The organism is Lactobacillus sp. A27 (assembly GCF_016742815.1).
Taxonomy (GTDB): domain Bacteria; phylum Bacillota; class Bacilli; order Lactobacillales; family Lactobacillaceae; genus Lactobacillus; species Lactobacillus gallinarum.
This window is the reverse complement of record NZ_JAEHNT010000121.1, coordinates 1-272: the sequence shown is the minus strand read 5'-3', so window position 1 is coordinate 272 and position 272 is coordinate 1. Positions and strand designations below refer to the sequence as shown.

General features: G+C 37.5%; 1 pseudogene. It reads left to right on the top strand.

Annotated elements, in window-relative coordinates:
* A pseudogene (locus JEM49_RS10135) lies at window positions 1-272 on the top strand (IS5/IS1182 family transposase); the annotation flags it as partial.

Genomic DNA, 272 nt, shown 5'->3' with positions numbered 1-272 from the left:
ATATGAAAGAAGATCACATGAGAAATGGTCAGCTTAAGCCAGGCTATAATATTCAAGTCGCTACGACGGATCAGTATGTAGTTGATTTCGCCTTGTATCCTAATCCGACTGATTTTAAGCAGTACTATATCCCTTATACCATGTATGAAAAGGAACAAACCAGAAAGCACAAAAACGATCCATCTAAGCTAGCTAACTGGTTCTATGATGAACAAGACGATTACTACCTTGATCAAAACGGCGTTAGATTTAGCTTCAAATATTATAGTCGG